Origin of the sequence: Roseovarius pacificus (assembly GCF_900142665.1) — a bacterium.
Lineage (GTDB): Bacteria > Pseudomonadota > Alphaproteobacteria > Rhodobacterales > Rhodobacteraceae > Roseovarius > Roseovarius pacificus.
Genome location: NZ_FRBR01000015.1, coordinates 22573 through 38967, shown reverse-complemented (window position 1 = coordinate 38967; position 16395 = coordinate 22573). Strand labels below are relative to the sequence as shown.

The following is a 16395-nucleotide window of genomic DNA, read 5'->3' as shown; positions in this document are numbered from 1 at the left end:
GCGATGACCCTCGACATTGACCATCTGCAAACCTGGATCGGCCGCGAACAAATCGACAGCGAAACCCTGTCGCCCACGCTGGTGCGCCAGTTCAACGCCACGTTCGATCGCAGGTCCGACACCGATCAGGGGGGCAAGGCTCCGCTCCTGATCCATCTCTGCCTGGCCCAACCCATCGCGCCCATGTCCGAACTGGGCCGCGACGGTCACCCGGCCCTTGGCGGCTTCCTGCCGCCGGTGCCCCTGCCGCGCCGCATGTGGGCCGGCGGGGCCTTCACGTTCCATGGCGATATCCGGATCGGCGACGAGGTCACGCGCCACTCGAAAATCACCGATGTCCAGTTGAAAGAGGGCCGCTCGGGCGCGCTGTGCTTCGTCACGGTCCAGCACGAGGTCACCTCCGATGGCCGCCATGTGCTGAGCGAACGTCAGGACATCGTCTACCGCGATATCCCCGCCGCCGCGCCGGGCAAGCCCAAGGCCGATCCCGCCCCCGCCACGACCGGAGAGCATTCCCGCACCGTGACTCCGCATCCGACGCTGCTGTTCCGCTACTCTGCGCTCACCTTCAACGGCCACCGCATCCATTACGACAAGCCGTTCTGCATTGAGGACGAGGGGTATCCCGGCCTCGTGGTGCATGGTCCGATGCAGGCCACGATGTTGTGCCAGATGGCCGCCGACCTGCACGGCGCCACGCCCGCGCGCTTCCGGTTCCGCAGCCTGTCACCGATCTTCGACGACGCCGATTTCACGGTCAACGCCGAACCGCATGACACCGGCCTGCGCCTGTGGACGGCCAAGGTGGGCGGCCCGCTGGCGATGGAAGCCTTCGCCGAATGGTAACCGGCGGATCGCGCCGCATTGTCCGGCCCGGCTGGACAGGCGGTGCGATTCTGTGCTGCTGTTCGATGATGCCGACGCCCCGCGCGGCACGTTAACCACGGATCGGACCCCGCATGAGCCAACGCCCCGCCCCCGAACATCGCGATGCCTTCGTGCATTTCTGCCCGATCAGCACACGCTGGATGGACAACGACGCCTATCTGCACGTCAACAACGTGGCCTATTACTCGTTCTTCGACACGGCAGTGAACGATTACCTGATCCAGGGCGGCGTTCTGGACATACGGCGCAGTACGGTAACCGGACTGGTCGCCCACAGCGAATGCAGCTACTTCAGCCCCGTCGCCTTTCCCGAAGCCATCGACGTGGGCCTGCGCGTGGCCCGCTTGGGCCGCAGCAGCGTGACCTACGAACTGGGCGTTTTTCAGAAAGAATCCGACACCGCCGCCGCGCAGGGCCGGTTCGTTCATGTCTATGTCGACCGCGAAACCAGCCGCCCGGTCGCCATCCCCGACAACATGCGCGCCCTGCTCGAGCCGCTGGTCATGCCCGCCGATACCCCCTGACCCATCACGATTGGACCCCTCCATGCCCCTGACCCGGATCACCCTGCCGCTGTTTTTGCCCGCCACACGACTGGATCGCTTTGCCAGGGCGCAGGGGGCCGGTGCGGATGCCGTCATCCTCGATCTCGAAGATGCCGTCGCCGGGGAGGACAAACACGCCGCGCGCAACGCATTGGCCGACCTGCCCGCACACACCCCCGGCGACGTGCCGGTGCTGGTCCGTATCAATGCCACGGACAGCCCCTTTTTCACCGAAGACGCCGCCGCGATGAAGGGCCTGCCCATCGACGGGCTGATCCTGCCCAAGGCCGAAGACGCCGCAGCCTGCGCCACCCTGTCCCGACAAACCGGCCTGCCGGTGATCGGGCTGATCGAAACCGCCCGCGGCCTTCGCAATGCCGAAGCCGTGGCCGGGGCCTGCCTGCGGCTGGCCTTCGGCTCCATCGACTATGCCGCCGACCTTGGCCTCGCCCATGAACGCGAGCCGCTGCTCCATGCGCGATCCGAGCTTGTTCTCGCCTCGCGTCTGGCAAACCGCCCCGCCCCGTGGGACGGGGTCACACCGGGAATCAAGGACGAAACCGCCATCGAAACCGATTGCAGGCACAGTGTCGCCATGGGCTTTGGCGGCAAGCTGATCATCCACCCCGCTCAGATCGCCCCGGCGCGGCGCGGCTTCGCCCCTTCGCCGGACGAACTCGACTGGGCCACGCGCGTCACCGCCGCCGCCGCCGAAAACGCGGCCGCCATCAAGGTGGACGGCCAGATGATCGACGCGCCGGTGGTCAAGCGCGCCGAACAGATCCTCGCCCGCGCCGGAGGGACACGATGACCGGCAAGATCACCGAAGACCACCTGATCGACAGCATCGCGGATGCGCTTCAGTATGTCTCGTACTACCACACGCCGGATTTCATTCAGGCCATGGCCCGCGCCTATGAAACCGAGCAAAGCACCGCGGCCCGAAACGCGATGCGTCAGATCCTGTTGAACTCGCGCATGGCGGCCACGGGCCACCGCCCGATCTGTCAGGACACCGGCAGCGCCAACGTGTTTCTGAAAGTCGGCGTTCAGGCCCCCATCGACTGGCGCCGCTCCCCGCAAGAGCTGATCGACGAGGCCACACGCCGCGCCTACAATTTCAAGGCCAACCCGTTGCGCGCCTCGATCGTCGCGGACCCCCTGGGCAAACGCCGCAACACGCAGGACAACACGCCCGCCATGATCCAGACCGAACTGGTGGCCGGTGACAAGGTTTCCGTCACCGTGTCGGCCAAAGGGGGCGGGTCGGAAAACAAGACCAGGTTCACGGTTCTGAACCCGTCGGATTCGGTGGCGGACTGGGTGGTGGACACCGTGTCGAAACTCGGCGCCGGCTGGTGCCCGCCGGGGATCATCGGGCTTGGCGTCGGCGGCAGCGTCGACAAGGCGATGGCCATGGCCAAGGAATCCCTGAACGATCCCATCGACATGACCGAATTGCAGGCGCGCGGCCCGCAATCCGCAGAAGACGAATTGCGGCTGGACCTCTACGAAAGGCTCAACGCCCTTGGCATCGGCGCGCAGGGGCTTGGCGGGCTGGTGACGGTTCTCGACGTCAAGGTGAACAGCTTTCCCACCCATGCCGCCTCGCTTCCCGTCGCGCTGATCCCCAATTGCGCCGCCACACGGCATGTGCATTTCACGCTGGATGGCAGCGGCCCCGCGCAGCTCACCCCACCTGACCTGTCGCTTTGGCCCGATCTGGGCGATGCAAGCGTCGATGGGCGGCGGATCGACCTTGACGCGCTCGATGATAGCACGCTCGCCTCCCTGTCGCCGGGCGATACGCTCCTGCTGTCCGGGCGGCTCTATACCGGACGCGACGCCGCCCACCGGCGGATGCTGGACGAACTGGATCAGGGCAAGCCCCTGCCCGTCGATCTGAAGGGCCGCGCGATCTATTACGTCGGCCCGGTGGACGCCGTGGGGGACGAGGTGATCGGCCCCGCAGGCCCCACCACCTCGACACGGATGGACAAGTTCACCGGCCCGCTGCTGGCCGCCTCGGGGCTGAAACTCATGATCGGCAAGGCCGAACGCGGCCCCCAGGCGATCGAGGCCATCAGGGATCACGGCGCTGTCTACCTGATCGCCGTGGGCGGTGCCGCCTATCTCGTGTCCAAGGCCATCCAGAGCGCCCGCCCCGTCGCCTATCAGGATCTGGGGATGGAGGCGATCTACGAGATCGAGGTCAGGGATATGCCGGTCACCGTGGCCGTGGACACCAAGGGCGCCTCCATCCATGACAGCGGCCCGCGCCAATGGGCGCGCACCCGTTAACCCCCTGAAACGAAAACAGGACGCCCGCTACGGACGCCCTGTTTCAATTCACGGTGCAACCCCGTTCAGACGGTGCGCCCGCCATCGACTTCAAGCACGACACCGGTGATGAAATCCGCCTCGTCCGAGCCAAGGTAAAGCGCGGCATTGGCGATGTCGCGCGGCTGCGACATGCGGCCCATCGGAATGGTCGCGATGAACTTCTCGCGGTTCTCGGGCGTATCGGGAACCCCCATGAACTGCTCCAGAAGCGCCGTCGCACCCATCACCGGCGCGATACAGTTCACGCGGATATTGTCGGGTGCCAGTTCCACCGCCAGCGAGCGGCTCATCAGGTTCACCGCGCCCTTGGACGAGTTGTACCACGTCAGGCCCGGACGCGGGCGGATACCGGCGGTCGAGCCGATATTCAGCATCACGCCACCGCCGGACTTGCGCCACAGCGGAACGCAGACCTTGGTCATGTGAAAGATCGACACCACGTTGATGTCATAGATCTTGCGAAAGGTCTCTTCGTCGGTTTCCATCAGCGGGCTGTTGGGGTTGGTCCAGCCCGCGTTGTTCACCACGATATCGAGCCCGCCAAAGGCTTCGACGGTCGCATCGACAGCGGCCTGAACCTGATCGCCCTTCGACACATCGCATGTCACCGCGATGGCGTTTTCGCCCAGTTCCCTGGCAACGGCCTTGGCGCCCTCTTCGTTCAGATCGACAACCGCCACCTTCGCGCCTTCGCGGATATAGGTTTCCGCGATCCCCTTGCCAAAGCCCGAGGCCGCGCCGGTGACGAGCGTGCGTTTTCCTTCAAGTCTCATATTGTTCTTTCCTTTTTACTGTCGTTGCTCCGGCCCCGTTCAGGCTGGGCCGGAGACACACGGCAAGGGTCAGCCGTGATTGTTGATGATGGTCTTGATGTGCGAAAACTCGTGCAGCGCGGCAAAGCCCTTTTCGCGGCCATGCCCCGATTTGCGGATACCGCCGAACGGCAATTCCACCCCGCCTCCGGCACCATAGCCGTTGATGAAGACCTGGCCGCAATGCATCGCTTTCGACACCCGCTGCTGCCGCCCGCCGTCACGCGTCCAGATCGCGGCGACCAGGCCATAATCGGTGTCGTTGGCAATCGAGATCGCCTCGGCCTCGTCCTCGAACGGAATGATGCACAGAACCGGGCCAAACACCTCTTCCTGCGCGATCTTCGCATGCGGATCGCACGGGCCGAAAATGGCGGGCGCAACGTAATAGCCGCCCTCGGGCGCGTCCTGACGCACGCTGCCACGGGCCATCAGCGGCGCGTCGGCCTCTTCGATATAGGTTTCCACACGCTTCTTCTGCTTGGCCGAAATCAGCGGCCCAAGCACCGCGTCCTCACCGGAATCCGACGCCGCGATATCCTTGAAACGCGCGGTCAGTTCGGCAACCACCTTGTCGTAAATCCCGCGCTGCAACAGAACGCGCGTGCCCGCCGAACAGGTCTGCCCGCCATTCTGGATCACGGCATTGACCAGCACCGGCAACGCGGCCTCCAGATCGGCGTCGTCGAACACGATCTGCGGCGATTTCCCACCCAGTTCCAGCGTGCAACCGATGAAGTTCTTTGCGGCAGCCGTCTGGATGATGACCCCCACCTCGGGCGAGCCGGTGAACGAGATGAAGTCGATCTTCTTGTTGTCGGCCAGCGCCTGACCCGCGACATTGCCGCGCCCCGTGACGATATTGATCGCACCGGGCGGAAAGCCCACCTCGATCGCCAGTTGCCCGATACGCAGCGCGGTCATGCAGGCGTCTTCCGCCGGTTTCAGGACCGTCGCATTGCCCATGGCCAGCGCCGGAGCGACCGACCGCCCGAACATCTGCGCGGGGTAGTTCCAGGGGATGATATGACCGGTCACGCCATGGGGCTCGCGGTGCACCTCGACATTGTAACCGTTGAGAAAGGGAATGACCTCGCCATGCACCTTGTCGGCGGCCCCGCCGTAGAACTCGAAATAGCGGGCCGTCACCTTCATGTCGGCGCGCGCCTGGTTGATCGGCTTGCCGTTGTCGCGGGTTTCGAGCTGCGCCAGGCCTTCCACGTTTTCCAGAATCCGCTCGGACAGGCGGATCATCAGGCGGCCACGTTCGGCGGCCGTCAGCGTGGACCATTCGCCACCGTCATATGCCGCCCGCGCGGCGGCGACCGCCGCGTCGATATCGGCCTCGTCGCTGTCGGCGATCTGCGCAAAAGGCAGCCCGTCGATGGGCGACAGCACATCCATCGTCTTGCCGGAAATCGCCGGAACCCATTCGTTGCCGATCAGGTTCAGGGGCTCGGGAATGACCAGTTTTGCATTCACGTCGGAGTCTTTCATGCGTTCGTTCCTTCGGGTTCGAGACTACCCTCTTCGACCTCGCCCCGCTCGATAACGAGCGTGCGGTCGGCAAAGCCGCGCAGCAAAGAGGGGTTGGATTCTGTAATGATCAGCGTGACCGAACGGTCCGTATCGCGCAGGGTGCGCAAGGCTTCGGCATAGCGCTGCGCCAGTGCCGGGGCCAGCCCCTGAAACGGTTCGTCCAGCATGATCAGCTTGGTGCCCAGCATCAGGGCACGGGCCAGCGCCACCATCTTGCCCTGCCCGCCGGATACGGTGCCGCCGGGGCGTCCCGCCATCTCGCGCAGTTCGGGCAGGACGGTATAGGCACGCTCCAGCCGCTTCGCGGTTTCCGCCGCGCTCAGCCGCGCGGCCTGCGCCGGCAGCAGAATGTTTTCCTCCACCGTGAAGGCCGAGAAAAGCCGCCGGTCTTCCGGGGCATATCCGATCCCCAGACCGGGCCGTTTCGGCGGGTGCAGTTCGGTGATCGGCTTGCCGTCGAACAGGATTTCCCCGCTGGCCCTGGTAAAGCCCATGATCGTGCGCAGCAGCGTCGTCTTGCCCGCGCCGTTCCGCCCGATCAGGGCCACGGTTTCGGCCTCGTCTATACTGAACGTCAGGTTCCGCAGGATCGGGATATTCCCGATCGAGGCATTCACATCACGCAATTCCAGCATCAGACCACCTCCCCGATCACGTCCCGGATCACGTCGGGATGCTCCAGAATTTCCGCGGGCGAGCCGCGCAACTGCACATTGCCGCTGTTCCACACGGCCACCTCGTCGGCATAGTTCTCGACGATGCCCATATCGTGCTCGACGAACACCGACGTGACATTGGCCTCCTTCAACGCGCCGATCAGGATTTCCATGATCGAATGCTTCTCGGAAGACGCCACGCCCGAGGTCGGCTCATCCATCAGCAACAGCCGGGGCTTCAGCGCCAGGGCGACGGCAATGTCGATCAGCTTGCGCTGACCTTCGGACAGTTCGACCACCAGCGTATCGGCCACGTCCGCACAGCCCACCATGTCCAGCAGGTGCAGCATTTCATCGCGTTCGGGAATCCGGTGCATGTCCATCAGCGGATTGCGCAGCTTGTCCCGCGCCGACACCGAAATCAGCAGGTTTTCCAGCGCCGTGTGCTCGGTGAACAACTGCGGAATCTGAAACGCCCGCGCCACGCCGCGATCCACAATCTTGCGCGGCGGCAGGGGGGTGACATCCTGCCCCTCGAACAACACCTGCCCGTTGCTGGGTTTCAGCCACCCCGTGCAGATATTCAGAAAGGTCGTCTTGCCCGCACCGTTCGGCCCGATGATGGCCAGGTTCCTGCCCGCATGAATCTTGAGCGACACATTGTCGGCCGCGGTCACGCCGCCGAACTTGATCACCAGATTGCGGGTTTCCAGAAGAACGTCACTCATTTCCGCGCTCCTTCCTTGCCAGAGCCACGCCGAAAGAGCGACTCGAGAATACCGATCAGCCCACCGGGCGCGAACAGGATGATGATCAACAGGAACCCGCCAAGGATCATCTGCCAGATGTCACCGGCATAGACCGAGGCATAGGTTCGCACCACCTCGTAGATCAGAGCCCCGAGGAAGGCGCCATGAACCGAACCCGCACCGCCGAGGACCGCGATGAACACCATCTCTGCCGAGCGGACCCACCACACGTATTCCGGCGTCACCACGCCCTGGGCCATGCCCATCATCACCCCGCCGACACCGCACAGCGCCGCCGACAGAAGATACCCCGACAACAGCGCCCGCCGGGGCGAGATGCCCAGGTATTCAAGCCGGGTCTCATTGGTCTTGATGGTCTGGAACAGCTGACCGATGGGCGAAGCGAACCAGCGCTGCGTGAACCATCCCAGCACCACCATCAGCACGACCACCGAATAATAAAGCATCATCTCGAACTGGCCGTGAGTCAGCACCTGTCCCAGAACCGTCGGACGTGCGAACCGGATACCGTCGGCCCCGCCGGTGTAGTGATAGAATTTCTCGAGGATCGACCAGAAGATCATCGAAAACGCCAGGTTCAGCATCCCGAAGAAGATACCGCGATAGCGCACCACGAACAGTCCCACGAAAAGACCCGCCAGAACCGCACCGGCCACGCCGACAATCAGCACGACAAAGAAATCCGCCGCCGGCATCGACGCCATCAGGAACGCCCCGGCATAGGCCGCGATCCCGAAGTAAAGCGCATGACCGAACGAGACCTGCCCGGCACGCAGCAGCACCGTCACGCCCAGCACGGCCAGCCCCTTGGCCATCGCGAAATTGAACAACAGCTGGATCGAAGGCGTCGTGAAGGGCACCGCGATAACCGCCAGGACCCCGATGACCCAGAGAAAGGTGAGAGGAGACTTCATGCTGGCCTTCGCCTTGGTTGAATGTGTTTTTGTGGTCATCCCGAGCCTCAGATCTTGCGTGCGGCCGGGCTGCCGAACAGCCCCTCGGGGCGCACCAGCAGAACCAGAACCATGATGAGATACGGCACCAGAACCGAGATTTCGGGATACAGGTACACCGCGAACGAACGTCCCAGCCCGATCATCAGCGCGGTCAGCGCCGCGCCTTCGATCTGGCCCAGCCCCGCCGTGGCCACCACGGCAAAGGACAGCACGATCATGTCAGCGCCCATACCGGGCAGGATCGAGGTTGTCGGCGATGCCAGCGCCCCGCCCAGACCGGCCAGAACCGCCCCGATCACGAAGGTGAACAGGAACACCTTGTCGGCATCCACACCGATGGATTGCGCGGCCTCGCGGTCCTCCGTCGTGGCGGTGATCAGTTTGCCGGTGATCGTATGGCGCAGGAAAAACCGCATGCCCAGCAACAGCACCACCGCGATCAGCGGCAGCAGGATCAGCTGATAGGCCGTATAGGTCACGCCGAACACGCTGACATTGCCCAGAACCTGCAACGCGGAGGATTCGAAATAGGGCCGCGTCCCCCAGACAAGGCGCTGCACATCCTCAAGGATCATGAACACCGCGAAGGTCACCAGCAATTGCAGCACTTCGGACTTGTCGTAGATCCGGCGCAGCAGAAAATATTCCAGCGGCCCACCGATCAGGATCCCGACCAGCACGGCCGATACGATCATCAATGGAAACGCAAAGACCGGCGCGAACCCGAGGGCAAGAAAGTAGCCGGTCAGGGAGACGGTGGCATAAGCCCCGATCGCATAGAGCGATCCGTGCGCCACGTTCAGTATTCGCATGACGCCAAAGATCAGGGTCAGCCCGAGCGCCACGATAAAGACCAGCGCGGCATAGGCGACACCGTCGAACAAGGCGAGGAGGAAAATCGCGAGATTCATGTGTTTATCCGGGAGTTTTTAATGGTGCGGAGAGGGCATTGCATGCCCTCTCCGACAGTTTCACAAGCGACGATCAGTTCTCGTAGCTATCGACGGTCACACTGTCGACAAAGCCCGCATCGAGGGTACCGACCCAGTCGATCGACTTCTGGCCGACCGGCGTGGTCAGTTCGTCGCCGTCGAAGATCATGATGTTTTCCATCGTGGCAAACGGGTAGTCCCCGGTTTGCACGCTGACCCCCAGCAACTGATCCTCGATACCCTGGTTGTCCTCACGGATCGTCACTTCGCGGCCCAGACCCTGGAAGGTCAGACCCTCCAGCGCGGCCAGAAGCTGATCTTCGCTCGGCCAGTCGACGCCGTTTTCCTCGATCGCCTTTTCATAGGCGGCCTTCAGTGCGGCAATGGCCTGGCTGGCGTGGAACACGGGATAGACGCTGATCTCACCGGTCTTGTCCTGATATTGCTGCATGAACGTCTGGAAGTCCTCGTCGTCACGGCGATCCGGGTGCAGGAAGTAATGATCGCCCCGCGCGCCCACGATATGCCCTGCCGTCAGGGCCGAGCCCAGACGCTCCAGCGACGATTCCGCCAGCGGCAGAACGAAGGTCGAGGTGTTCAGCAGCCCGCGCTGCGACGCCTGCTGCACGAAGGTATCCAGATCGCCGCCCCACGAGGTCGACAGGATCACGTCGGGGCGCAGCGCCTGAAGACGCGAGATTTCGGTCGAGAAGTCGGGCGACCCGAATTTCGGGAAGAACTCGGCCACGACCTCGACATCGGGCTTCATCGCCTTCAGAGCGGTGCGGAAGATATCCCAGCTGTCCCGGCCCCAGGCATAGTCCTGGTTGACCACCGCGATGGTCTTGAAATCCGGGGTCGTCTTCAGAAGATACAGCACCGTGGCCAGCATTTCCGGCGTCGCGTTGGCCTGCGTGCGGAAAACGTATTTATAGTCGTTTTCCTCGAAAATCCGCTGCGTACCGCAATCCCACATCAGGTTCGGCACTTGCAGGTCTTCCGCCAGCGGCGCCAGCGTCTGGCAGTTGCCCGACGAAATCGCCGCCATCATCACTTCGACACTGCCCGATTCCACCATGCGGCGATATTCCGAGGTCAGCGCCTCGGCGCCTGCACCCTCGTCGATGAACGAAATGTTGACCGGCACACCGTTGATGCCGCCATCCGCATTGATGTTCTCGACAAGGATCTCGGCGGCATTCCGCGCCGGCACCCCAAAGACCGACGCCGGGCCGGTCAGGAATGTGGTCATCCCGACATTCAGGCTCTTGGGCTTGTCCGCCGCACTGGCCGCCAGCGGCAGCGCAGCCGCGATCGTCGCGGCCACGACTCGTTTCACGAATTGGGTCTTCATCTGGTTTCCTCCCTTTAGGTGCGATCCATCAGCGGATCGCGATTGGATTGATAATCATCTGGACGGCCCCCTCGATACGGGCCTGCCCCAGAACGAACAGGAACTCGTGTGCGCCATCGGCGGCCAGTTCACGCGTATCCATGTTTTCGAGAATGTAGATGCCGTTTTCGGGCTGCAATATCTGGTGCGCCCGGAAGGCCTGGCCTTCTTCTTCGGCAGGCACGACCTCCATGCCCCATGTATCGGCCCCCACGGCCATCACGCCGATCCCGGCCAGATACTCGGCCCCGCTGACGCCAAGCCCCGGCTCGGCGGCGCCGAAACGCTCGGGATCGGGGTTCTCCCCGTCCAGCAACTCCATCCAGTTGGAATGGAACAGAACGACATCCCCCTCACGCAGTTCGACACCCTGCGCCGAGGCGGCCGCCTTGATGTCTTCATCGGTATAGGCAACGCCCTCTTCCACCATGTCGGTGCCGAAATGCGCCGCCATGTTCAGCATGACCCCGCGCCCCACAAGACCCGGCAGGTTGTCCAGCCCCAGCTCGGTCAGCCCCGAGGCCGGCGCGAAATCGTCATAGGTGCGCCCGCCGTAATAGACATGATCGATACCGGAATGGCCCAGCCCGTCGATTTGCGAGCCGATACCCAGCCATCCCATGAAAATATCGTCGTTATAGGTAAAGTTGTTCTCACCCAGCCCGCTGTTGCCGTTCTGATTCGGTTGCAGGACCGTCACCGACAGGCTGCGCGGCGGAAAGGCCGGCGTATCGGGTCCGACCGTCATGCCAAGGCTGTAAACCTTGCCTTCGGTCACAAGGCCCGCCGCCGCCTTAACTCTTTCGGAAGTCATAAGATTCGCCGCGCCCAGCTGATCGTCGGCGCCCCATTTGCTGTCGGCCATAGCCGACTCCGTACTGGCGGCAATGGCGCCACCGGTCAGGCAAACGGACAAAATAATCGCGGATTTCGAAAGAATGGATTCCATTGTCAGGCCCCTCCCATTGGCCTGCATGCGATCGTAGACCGAGAGCTAAAGCCTACGCCAATAGCATAGCGCTATTCCAGTTATACGTTTTTGCTATTGCAGCGCAAAATAAAGCGGCACTATCCTATAACACAATTAAAGTGGAAATGTTTCGCTTTATACCCCCAGAACGCACGATCCGTGCGGTGGGAATTCATACTACGGGAGGACATGCCATGAAAATCCAGGCGGCCGTACTGGAGCGCGAGAATATCGAACGCGACTTCGAAAAAAACAAGGCCCTGACCGTTCGCGATGTCGAACTGGACGAGCCGGGCCGTGGCGAGGTTCTGATCCGTGTCGCCGCTGCCGGAGTCTGTCATTCCGACCTGTCCGTGATCAACGGAACGCGTCCCCGCCCGGTGCCGATGGTGCTCGGACACGAAGCCTCGGGCATCGTCGAACAGGTCGGCCCCGGCATCGACGATCTGGCCCCCGGCGATCATGTGGTATGCATCTTCGCCCCCGGTTGCGGCACCTGCCTGCCCTGTTCCGAAGGACGGCCCGCGCTGTGCACCCGTGCCGCGAAACACCACGGCGTCGGCGAATTGATGACCGGCCATCGCCGCCTGTCGATGGACGGCAAGCCCGTGCACCATCATGTCGGCGTCTCTGCCTTCGCCACCCACGCCGTTCTCGCCCGCCAGTCGCTGGTCAAGGTCGACGTGGATATTCCAACCCATATTTCGGCGCTGTTCTCCTGCGCGATGCTGACCGGCGCGGGCGCGGTCTTCAACACCGCCAGGGTCACACCCGGCAGCAAGGTTGCGGTTGTCGGCCTCGGCGGCGTCGGCCTGTCCGCAGTGCTGGGCGCACAGGCGGCGGGGGCCGGGCAGATCGTGGTGATCGACCCGTTCGACTCCAAGCTGGAAACCGCAATGGACATGGGCGCAACCCATACTGTCAAGGCCGACGAACACACAACCGAAGCGGTCCGCGACCTGACCGGCGGCGGGGTGGATTACGCCATCGAACTGGCCGGATCGGTCAAGGCCCTGGAAACCGCCTATGACTGCACCTGCCGTGGCGGCACGACCGTCACCGCCGGCCTGCCGCACCCGGATGCGCGGATGCCCCTCAACGCCCTGAAACTGGTGGCCGAGGAACGCGCACTCAAGGGCAGCTATATCGGCTCCTGCGTACCGCAACGCGACCTGCCGCGCATGTTCTCGCTGCACCAGCAAGGCAAGCTTCCCGTCGAAAAAATGCTGACCCACCGCTTGCGGCTGGACCAGATCAACCTCGCCATGGATCAGCTCGACGACGGCACGGCCATCCGGCAGGTTATCGAGTTCAACTGACGGGCAGGCCGGACAATGGATATCAAGCATCTGCGCTATTTCCTTGCCGTCGCCGAGGCGCCGTCGATTTCGGCGGCGGCTCAGGCCATCGGCGTGGCGCAGCCCTCGCTGTCGCAACACCTGCACCGCATGGAAGAGGAACTTTCGGTCAAACTGGTCGAACGCTCCGCCCGCGGCACGGCATTGACCGACGAAGGCCGCATTCTCCTCGAACATGCGCGGGGGATTTGCGACAGTCTGGATCGTTGCATAGAAGACATGCGCGAACGCGGCGGCACCATAAGCGGACGGGTGGTTTTCGGCATGCCGCCATCCTGTTCGATGATCGTGTCCGTACCTCTGGCGGAAACCGTGCGCCTCGAGATGCCCGAGGTCCGCCTGCGCGCCGTCGAAGCGATGAGCGGCTATCTCGAAAAGTGGTTGCTCGACGGGACCGTGGATATTGGTTTTCTCTATGACCTGAAAAGCGGCGGCCAGCTGCGCGGAACCCATGTTCTGGACGAGGAACTGTTCTTCTATTCCGCCCCGGACGCCTGGCCGCTGGATACGCCGCCGGGCACGCCGGTGCCGTTGCGGGCCCTGGAAAAGCTGGACATGGTGCTGCCCTCCAGCGGCTTGCGCAACCAGATCGAGGCCTATTGCAAGCAACACGATGTGCGCCTGAACGTCGTGGTCGAAATGGACGCGATGACCCAGATCAAGGAACTGGTCGCGCGCGGCTCCGGCTACACCATTTTCGCGCCGGTCGCCGCGCAGGATTTCGTCGAACGCGGCGACCTGCTGCGCGCCCCGATCATCGAGCCCACCATGACGCGCCCCGTCTATCTGGTGAAAAGCCCCGCGCGCGTCATGACACGCGCCTGCCACGCGGTGGAATCCATGACACTGGACGTCGCCCGCGAACTGGTCCGCCGCGGAATCTGGGAAGGCAAACTGCAAAAAAGCCGCCCGCAACCCGGCAGACGGCGGTCCTGATCCCGGACAAGACCCGGCAGACCCGACACCGGAAAGGTCGTCGCGGGAATGATATCCTGTGCCTGCTCGCCCCCGGTTGCGTCCATGATGTATGCACCCGTTCCGATTGGCCCGGAGTTTCGTACAAAACCCGCGTACACTTCGTACGTTTCGTACAAATCTCACGCCCGGTCCACCTACCTGCCCAGACCCGCGTCAGCCATCCGAACCGGCATGAAATACGCGTTACACTCAGGAAACGGTCGCGATGATCTCCAGCATTTCGCGATGCAACTCCCCCGTCGCCGCCGCAACGACCCGCCCATCCGAGTCAAGCGACAAAGGCCTTCCCTGCCAGTCGGTTATGACACCGCCCGCCCCTTCGACCACCGGCACCAGGGCCATGTAATCATAGGGTTGCAGGTCCATTTCGAAAACAGCATCGACATACCCCGAGGCCAACAACCCATAGGCATAACAATCCCCCCCAAAGCGCCGCATGCGCGCACGCCGCGACAACGCCTCGAAACACCGCAATCCGTTTTCGTCGAAAATATCCGGCGATGTGGTGTAGAAACGCGCGTCGGCCAGTGAGGTGCAACCGCTTGTTAAACAACGGGAATCTCCGAAAGTCGTAGGCATGCCCGCCTGCCCGGTCCAGCATTCACCCGTCGGAGGAATCGAGATGAGTCCCAGATCCGGTGTCCCCTCTTCGAGATGAGCGATAAGCGTTCCGAACGTGGGCATACCCGTCACAAAGCTCTTCGTCCCGTCAATCGGATCGACCACCCATATATGGGCACGGTCCAGACCCTGCTGACCTTGCTCTTCGCCGTAAATTCCATGATCCGGGTACACCTGCGCGATTCGCTCCCGCATCGCCGCCTCGACAGCACGGTCGGCTATGGTCACGGGCGAAAGATCGTCCTTTTCCAGCACATCCAGCTCGGTGCGGAAATATTGCATCGAGATCGACCGGGCCATATCCGCAAGCTCCTGCGCGAATGCACAAAGCGCCTCGTCGTTTGAGGGAAGTGTCGTGTCTTGCATGGTTTTTCCTCAATTGGGGCAACCCCTTGCGCCTTTGTCACGCCCGGATGCAATTAGGCATAGACAAAACGCAAAAAAATGCAAGACTACACAAATACCCACGCAATCCGGCCCGACCCGCGCTCGCCGGAGGGGTTGGAAACCATAAGAACGGCCCAAAGGCCGCTGCCTGCCCGCTCAATCCTGCGGGAACCGACAACAAGGAGAAGACAATGACCACACCTGTTTCCGTTTCGCGAATTACCGCATCTCTTCTGGCGCTTGGCCTGGCGATGCCCGCTGCCGCCGGTGAGTTGACCATTTACACCGCACTGGAAGAAGAAGAACTGGCCGCCTACACCGAAGCCGCCCAAAAGGCCCTGCCGGATGTGGAACTGAACGTGCTGCGCCTGTCCACCGGCAAGCTCGGGGCCCGCATTCTGGCCGAGGCCGACAACCCGCAGGCCGACCTGATCTGGGGTTGGGCCGTGACCGCGATGATGGACCCCCGCATTCTCGAAATGATGAGCTCCTACGAAGCGGCGGGCGTCGACGTTCTGCCCGACCGGTTCCGCGACCCTGAAAACCGCTGGTTTGCGCCCATCGGCTATATGGGTGCCTTTTGCGTGAATAAACCCCGGCTCGAGGAAAAAGGCCTGCCCATGCCGACAAGCTGGGCCGATCTGGCGCAAGAAGGCTTCAAGAATGAAGTCCTGATGCCCGATCCGAATTCGTCCGGGACGGGGTATCTGCACGTCAACGCAGTGTTGCAATCCATGGGCGCAGAGGCCGGTTGGGCGCAGCTTGAGGCGGTCGATCCCAACATGGCGCAATATACCTCGTCAGGATCGAAACCGTGCAAATCCGCCCGGATCGGCGAATACACGGTGGGTATCTCGCTGGCATTCACAGCGATGCAATCGATTCAGGAAGGCTATCCTCTGGCCATGGTCTTCCCCGAAGGCGGCGTCGGCTACGAGCTTGAGGCCAATGGCATCCTGTCCAGCACCGACAATGCCGGGGATGCGCAAAAGTTCCTCGACTGGACGATGTCGGACGAAGCCATCGCGCTCTACGGCGAGTACAAGGCACTGGTGACCGTGCCGGGTGTGGGTCAGTCCGAGGCCGCCGCCGCTGCGGGCCTGCCGGAAGATATTGGCACCGTTCTGGCCGATGTCGATTTCGACGCCTCCGCCAAAAGCCAGGTCGAGACCAAGAAAGAATGGCGCGAACGCTTCGGTCGCTAAGACACGCCACTCATGTGACGGTGGGGAAACCCGCCGTCACAC

At 62.9% G+C, this 16395-nt stretch carries 16 protein-coding genes; 7 read left to right on the top strand and 9 right to left on the bottom strand.

Annotated features, from left to right (window positions below; translation table 11 throughout):
- Positions 1-3: 3 nt before the first annotated feature.
- The 4 genes from BUB53_RS18475 to BUB53_RS18460 all read left to right on the top strand — a co-directional run bounded on the left by BUB53_RS18475 (position 4) and on the right by BUB53_RS18460 (position 3734).
- Positions 4-846 carry an HTD2 family dehydratase gene (locus BUB53_RS18475; RefSeq protein ID WP_073036902.1) on the top strand — a complete coding sequence of 281 codons (843 nt, stop codon included), beginning with the start codon at positions 4-6 and terminating at the stop codon, positions 844-846.
- A 113-nt stretch (positions 847-959) separates the two neighbouring features.
- A complete protein-coding gene (locus BUB53_RS18470; RefSeq protein WP_073036900.1) occupies positions 960-1412 on the top strand; it encodes an acyl-CoA thioesterase in 453 nt (150 codons plus the stop codon).
- Positions 1413-1434: 22 nt separating this feature from the next.
- Positions 1435-2244, top strand: coding sequence for an HpcH/HpaI aldolase/citrate lyase family protein (locus BUB53_RS18465; RefSeq protein ID WP_073036898.1), 810 nt, complete (start codon positions 1435-1437; stop codon positions 2242-2244).
- Positions 2241-3734 carry a fumarate hydratase gene (locus BUB53_RS18460; protein WP_073036896.1) on the top strand — a complete coding sequence of 498 codons (1494 nt, stop codon included), beginning with the start codon at positions 2241-2243 and terminating at the stop codon, positions 3732-3734. The genes BUB53_RS18465 and BUB53_RS18460 overlap by 4 nt, the downstream gene beginning before the upstream one ends.
- A gap of 65 nt (positions 3735-3799) precedes the next feature.
- On the opposite strand, the gene BUB53_RS18455 is transcribed toward BUB53_RS18460, so the two are convergent.
- From BUB53_RS18455 to BUB53_RS18420, 8 genes are all read right to left on the bottom strand, one after another.
- Positions 3800-4549 (bottom strand): SDR family oxidoreductase, encoded by a 750-nt coding sequence (locus BUB53_RS18455; RefSeq protein WP_073036893.1) that lies wholly within the window; start codon positions 4547-4549, stop codon positions 3800-3802.
- A gap of 69 nt (positions 4550-4618) precedes the next feature.
- On the bottom strand, positions 4619-6085 hold the full coding sequence (locus tag BUB53_RS18450; protein WP_073036891.1) for an aldehyde dehydrogenase family protein: 1467 nt from the start codon (positions 6083-6085) through the stop codon (positions 4619-4621).
- Positions 6082-6762 (bottom strand): ABC transporter ATP-binding protein, encoded by a 681-nt coding sequence (locus BUB53_RS18445; RefSeq protein WP_073036889.1) that lies wholly within the window; start codon positions 6760-6762, stop codon positions 6082-6084. The genes BUB53_RS18450 and BUB53_RS18445 overlap by 4 nt, the downstream gene beginning before the upstream one ends.
- Positions 6762-7511: an ABC transporter ATP-binding protein gene (locus BUB53_RS18440; protein ID WP_073036887.1), complete on the bottom strand. Its 750-nt coding sequence runs from the start codon at positions 7509-7511 to the stop codon at positions 6762-6764. The genes BUB53_RS18445 and BUB53_RS18440 overlap by 1 nt, the downstream gene beginning before the upstream one ends.
- Positions 7508-8467, bottom strand: a complete 960-nt coding sequence (locus BUB53_RS18435) for a branched-chain amino acid ABC transporter permease (RefSeq protein ID WP_073037037.1) — start codon at positions 8465-8467, stop codon at positions 7508-7510. The genes BUB53_RS18440 and BUB53_RS18435 overlap by 4 nt, the downstream gene beginning before the upstream one ends.
- 47 nt (positions 8468-8514) lie before the next feature.
- Entirely contained in the window at positions 8515-9420 is a 906-nt protein-coding gene (locus tag BUB53_RS18430) for a branched-chain amino acid ABC transporter permease (protein ID WP_073036885.1), read from the bottom strand.
- A gap of 73 nt (positions 9421-9493) precedes the next feature.
- On the bottom strand, positions 9494-10795 hold the full coding sequence (locus BUB53_RS18425; RefSeq protein WP_073036883.1) for an ABC transporter substrate-binding protein: 1302 nt from the start codon (positions 10793-10795) through the stop codon (positions 9494-9496).
- Between the two features lie 28 nt (positions 10796-10823).
- A complete protein-coding gene (locus BUB53_RS18420) occupies positions 10824-11783 on the bottom strand; it encodes a cyclase family protein (RefSeq protein ID WP_073036881.1) in 960 nt (319 codons plus the stop codon).
- Positions 11784-11998: 215 nt separating this feature from the next.
- On the opposite strand from BUB53_RS18420, the gene BUB53_RS18415 reads away from it, so the two are divergent.
- Positions 11999-13123, top strand: a complete 1125-nt coding sequence (locus tag BUB53_RS18415) for a zinc-dependent alcohol dehydrogenase family protein (RefSeq protein ID WP_073036880.1) — start codon at positions 11999-12001, stop codon at positions 13121-13123.
- Between the two features lie 15 nt (positions 13124-13138).
- Positions 13139-14098 (top strand): LysR family transcriptional regulator, encoded by a 960-nt coding sequence (locus BUB53_RS18410; protein WP_073036879.1) that lies wholly within the window; start codon positions 13139-13141, stop codon positions 14096-14098.
- Between the two features lie 231 nt (positions 14099-14329).
- Here BUB53_RS18410 and hisN read toward each other — a convergent pair whose 3' ends face one another.
- On the bottom strand, positions 14330-15127 hold the full coding sequence (gene hisN / locus BUB53_RS18405; RefSeq protein WP_073036878.1) for a histidinol-phosphatase: 798 nt from the start codon (positions 15125-15127) through the stop codon (positions 14330-14332).
- A gap of 212 nt (positions 15128-15339) precedes the next feature.
- Here hisN and BUB53_RS18400 point away from each other — a divergent pair, with 212 nt between their 5' ends.
- Positions 15340-16353: an ABC transporter substrate-binding protein gene (locus BUB53_RS18400; protein WP_073036876.1), complete on the top strand. Its 1014-nt coding sequence runs from the start codon at positions 15340-15342 to the stop codon at positions 16351-16353.
- Positions 16354-16395 lie beyond the last annotated feature (42 nt).

Excerpts from the sequence above, each read along its gene's own strand:
- BUB53_RS18445 (WP_073036889.1), bottom strand. The coding sequence starts at position 6,762 with ATGCTGGAATTGCGTGATGTGAATGCCTCGATCGGGAATATCCCGATC.
- hisN (WP_073036878.1), bottom strand. The coding sequence starts at position 15,127 with ATGCAAGACACGACACTTCCCTCAAACGACGAGGCGCTTTGTGCATTC.
- BUB53_RS18470 (WP_073036900.1), top strand. The coding sequence starts at position 960 with ATGAGCCAACGCCCCGCCCCCGAACATCGCGATGCCTTCGTGCATTTC.
- BUB53_RS18455 (WP_073036893.1), bottom strand. The coding sequence starts at position 4,549 with ATGAGACTTGAAGGAAAACGCACGCTCGTCACCGGCGCGGCCTCGGGC.
- BUB53_RS18440 (WP_073036887.1), bottom strand. The coding sequence starts at position 7,511 with ATGAGTGACGTTCTTCTGGAAACCCGCAATCTGGTGATCAAGTTCGGC.
- BUB53_RS18430 (WP_073036885.1), bottom strand. The coding sequence starts at position 9,420 with ATGAATCTCGCGATTTTCCTCCTCGCCTTGTTCGACGGTGTCGCCTAT.
- BUB53_RS18420 (WP_073036881.1), bottom strand. The coding sequence starts at position 11,783 with ATGGAATCCATTCTTTCGAAATCCGCGATTATTTTGTCCGTTTGCCTG.
- BUB53_RS18465 (WP_073036898.1), top strand. The coding sequence starts at position 1,435 with ATGCCCCTGACCCGGATCACCCTGCCGCTGTTTTTGCCCGCCACACGA.
- BUB53_RS18475 (WP_073036902.1), top strand. The coding sequence starts at position 4 with ATGACCCTCGACATTGACCATCTGCAAACCTGGATCGGCCGCGAACAA.
- BUB53_RS18400 (WP_073036876.1), top strand. The coding sequence starts at position 15,340 with ATGACCACACCTGTTTCCGTTTCGCGAATTACCGCATCTCTTCTGGCG.
- BUB53_RS18450 (WP_073036891.1), bottom strand. The coding sequence starts at position 6,085 with ATGAAAGACTCCGACGTGAATGCAAAACTGGTCATTCCCGAGCCCCTG.
- BUB53_RS18460 (WP_073036896.1), top strand. The coding sequence starts at position 2,241 with ATGACCGGCAAGATCACCGAAGACCACCTGATCGACAGCATCGCGGAT.
- BUB53_RS18410 (WP_073036879.1), top strand. The coding sequence starts at position 13,139 with ATGGATATCAAGCATCTGCGCTATTTCCTTGCCGTCGCCGAGGCGCCG.
- BUB53_RS18415 (WP_073036880.1), top strand. The coding sequence starts at position 11,999 with ATGAAAATCCAGGCGGCCGTACTGGAGCGCGAGAATATCGAACGCGAC.
- BUB53_RS18425 (WP_073036883.1), bottom strand. The coding sequence starts at position 10,795 with ATGAAGACCCAATTCGTGAAACGAGTCGTGGCCGCGACGATCGCGGCT.
- BUB53_RS18435 (WP_073037037.1), bottom strand. The coding sequence starts at position 8,467 with ATGAAGTCTCCTCTCACCTTTCTCTGGGTCATCGGGGTCCTGGCGGTT.